General features: G+C 65.4%; 4 protein-coding genes. 1 reads left to right on the top strand and 3 read right to left on the bottom strand.

Features of this window, described 5'->3' with window-relative positions:
* Window positions 1-89: 89 nt before the first annotated feature.
* Window positions 90-443: a cation efflux protein, CzcI family gene (gene czcI, locus ALA01S_RS30690; protein ID WP_029001655.1), complete on the bottom strand. Its 354-nt coding sequence runs from the start codon at window positions 441-443 to the stop codon at window positions 90-92.
* Window positions 444-631: 188 nt separating this feature from the next.
* On the opposite strand from czcI, the gene cadR reads away from it, so the two are divergent.
* Window positions 632-1,096: a Cd(II)/Pb(II)-responsive transcriptional regulator gene (cadR, locus tag ALA01S_RS30695; RefSeq protein ID WP_051244335.1), complete on the top strand. Its 465-nt coding sequence runs from the start codon at window positions 632-634 to the stop codon at window positions 1,094-1,096.
* Window positions 1,097-1,448: 352 nt separating this feature from the next.
* On the opposite strand, the gene ALA01S_RS30700 is transcribed toward cadR, so the two are convergent.
* Together ALA01S_RS30700 and ALA01S_RS30705 are read right to left on the bottom strand one after the other, a co-directional pair.
* The gene (locus tag ALA01S_RS30700; protein WP_156902147.1) at window positions 1,449-1,991 is read right to left on the bottom strand and encodes a hypothetical protein; all 543 of its coding nucleotides are present in this window, start codon (window positions 1,989-1,991) and stop codon (window positions 1,449-1,451) included.
* A gap of 166 nt (window positions 1,992-2,157) precedes the next feature.
* A complete protein-coding gene (locus tag ALA01S_RS30705) occupies window positions 2,158-2,550 on the bottom strand; it encodes a hypothetical protein (RefSeq protein ID WP_029001657.1) in 393 nt (130 codons plus the stop codon).
* Window positions 2,551-2,716: the final 166 nt, after the last annotated feature.

A 2,716-nucleotide genomic window follows, 5' to 3' on the forward strand; every position in this document is an offset into this window, starting at 1 on the left:
AACCAGGAACAGGACGGATCCGGCGAGCGAGTGCCTAGGGCAAGAGGCCTTGTGCCTTGGACAAGGAAAAAACGCAGCTGCTCGCCGGATCAGGCGGCGAGCAGCCAGTTGGGGCGTTCGGGTGTTCCGGGCGGAGCCGATGAGTAAGGCACGCCGGCAGCGGGATGCTGGGGCGGCGCTGCATGCGCGCAGACGAAGACGGCCACGTCAGGCGGCAGCGACGGGCCACCCAGGTGGCAGACCGGGCAGTCGTTGTCGGCGATGCCCGAATCGGCCTGGGACTTTGCGCCGTCATCGGCCTGGGCCGACTTGTGCACGTGCACGTGGTGGCCGAAATGCTGGGCCGTTGGCGCCGTCTCGTGGCTGCAGTAGGCCGCGGCCGCGCTCCAGACGAACTGGAGCGGCAGCAGCATCAACAGCATGATGACAAGGCGGCGGCGCATGAAATTGATTATAGAGACTACAGGGTTGACGCGGGCATGCGGCGTGCCCGCGCTACCGTGCCACCCTTGATAGCAGCACCCGCGGAATGAGCCTGGATTGTCCGCACGTCTTCTGGCGGCATTGTCATTAAAAAGCTTGTAGCAAGTGTAGAGTCAATGAGCATTTGGAATGCCTGTAATGGTCAGACATGAAGATCGGTGAACTGGCCCAAGCCACCGGCACGCAGGAGGGGACGATCCGCTACTACGAGCGTGAAGGCCTGCTGCCGCAGCCTGCGCGCACGTCCAGCAACTACCGCGTTTACGGTCCCGAGCACGTCGAGCGGCTGGAGTTCATCCGGCAGTGCCGCAACCTCGACATGGCCCTGAACGAGATACAGGTGTTGTTGCGCTCCAAGGATGCGCCGCAGGACGATTGCAGCGCTGTGAATGCCTTGCTGGAGGCGCACATCGGCCATGTCGACCAGCGCATCCGCGAGCTGCGCGTGCTGCAAAAGCGCCTGAGAGAGTTGCGCCAACGCTGCAACCGGGCTCAGCCTGCAGGCGACTGCGGGATTCTCAACAGCCTTGCCCAGGCCAACAGTCCTGCACCCAAGCCGCGGCCACGGCCGCACAGCGCCTTGGCTGACGTTCACAAGCGAGCGCGCGAATGACTTGCCTGCTGTGCGCTGCGTCGGACCGTGCCGTACCCACGTGATTCGCGTTGATCGATGCTGGCTCCATACGGCGACCCAGTCGTGCAATGCAGGCCTCCACGCGAACGGCCCCAGGCGCAGCGCCTTGGAACGAAGCTGCCGGGCAATCCGTCCCCGCGTGGGCTGGAGACGGGGCAAGCGACAGCCCAGGATCTTGGCGCCATGCCGTTCGGGTTCGCTGCCTGCGCATGATTCCAGGCGGGTCAGCGCGGTGGCGCACACGAGCGCAGGCGAGGCCCGTGCGACCAACAGTCGGGCGTGCTACAGCCCTGCGGGCAGCATTCGTGTCGGCAACCATGCCTCGGTGCCGTCAGCGCGCAAGATCCATGACGGCGATCAGGCGGCTCGAAAGCGCCCTTGACCGCGCGCCAGCCTCATCGCCCGTGAACCATCGGTAACGGCTGCCCACAAACCATGTGGAGCCCTGAATCTCGACGAAGCGCACGTCGCCGGCTGCACCATCGATGTCCAGGTTCGATTGCGTTGCATCCCACCACAGGGCGAGCCGGTGCCTGCCGGCAGGCAGCCGGACCTGCACGAGACTCTCGGGCACCGTCGTGATCGGACCGGCACCATCCACGCTGACGTCCACCTGGTTCACGGCATCCGCCCATCGGTTTCGAACGATGAGGAGCGTCAGTGCGCCGGGCTCGGGTTCGAATCGCTTGACGTCAGCCTCCACCTGCTCGGACGGAATGGCGTGCAATGTGCAGGTGGATGTTGGACTCTCGCTGGCTCGGAAGCAATACCTGCCGGATGCGTCGATGTGCCTGGGCTGTGGCGAGGTACATCCCACCAGCAATGTCGCCGCGGCCAACAGCGCTGCAAACGTGCCCGTGCGTTGGAAGGTCATGGAGAGGGACTCCTTGTTGCGCCGTGACGGCGGCTGGCGCTGGCGTGCGGCGACAGTGCCCCGGCAGGTGGCCACGCCGGCCCGCGCGGCTGCCCCGTTCCGACGGCTGCCCGTTCCGACGACTGCTGCTGGCCGCAGCAGACCTGCACATGTCAGCCTCCAGCGGTCACTTGAACGCGAAGCGCACGTTGACGGCCTTCTTTCCCGGCAGCGTGACCGTGGCCACGGCCTTGGTGCCGGCACCTACCTTGAAGTTGCCCTGGGCTTGGAGCTTGTTGTCCCCCGCAGGCGCCAACGTCGTCTCGGTCTTGTCGCTGCCGCTGAGCAGTGTGAGCTTGCCGCTGGCGCCTTGCGTGGCTGCGGGCTTGCCATGGTCGCGCACGTAGAGGATGACGACATCGGCCTTGGCCACCAGCTCGAAGTCCATGTCGCTGGCCTCGACGACGACGCCGCCATGCATCGGCTCGTGGCCATGACCGTGCTCGTGCTCCTGTGCCGCCACGGCGGTGCCCAGGCAGGCCAGCAAGGCAGCAGCGGCCCAGATGCGGTTGAGTTTCATGAGAAGTCCTTTCGTTGAGCGCAGGGATGAAGAATGAAAAGGCCACCAAGCTCAGAAGGCCTCGGCATTGCCGTCGTCGACCAGCCGCTCGGCGTCGCGGCGTCCAAAGAGCCAGAACATGGCCGGAGTGAGGAAGGTGTCGAGCAAGGTCGAGCTGATCAGGCCC

It is taken from the genome of Azohydromonas lata NBRC 102462 (assembly GCF_001571085.1).
Taxonomy (GTDB): domain Bacteria; phylum Pseudomonadota; class Gammaproteobacteria; order Burkholderiales; family Burkholderiaceae_C; genus Azohydromonas; species Azohydromonas lata.

What these genes read in the sequence shown, in the direction of transcription:
- czcI (WP_029001655.1), bottom strand. Translation starts at nt 443, where the DNA reads ATGCGCCGCCGCCTTGTCATCATGCTGTTGATGCTGCTGCCGCTCCAG.
- ALA01S_RS30700 (WP_156902147.1), bottom strand. Translation starts at nt 1,991, where the DNA reads ATGACCTTCCAACGCACGGGCACGTTTGCAGCGCTGTTGGCCGCGGCG.
- cadR (WP_051244335.1), top strand. Translation starts at nt 632, where the DNA reads ATGAAGATCGGTGAACTGGCCCAAGCCACCGGCACGCAGGAGGGGACG.
- ALA01S_RS30705 (WP_029001657.1), bottom strand. Translation starts at nt 2,550, where the DNA reads ATGAAACTCAACCGCATCTGGGCCGCTGCTGCCTTGCTGGCCTGCCTG.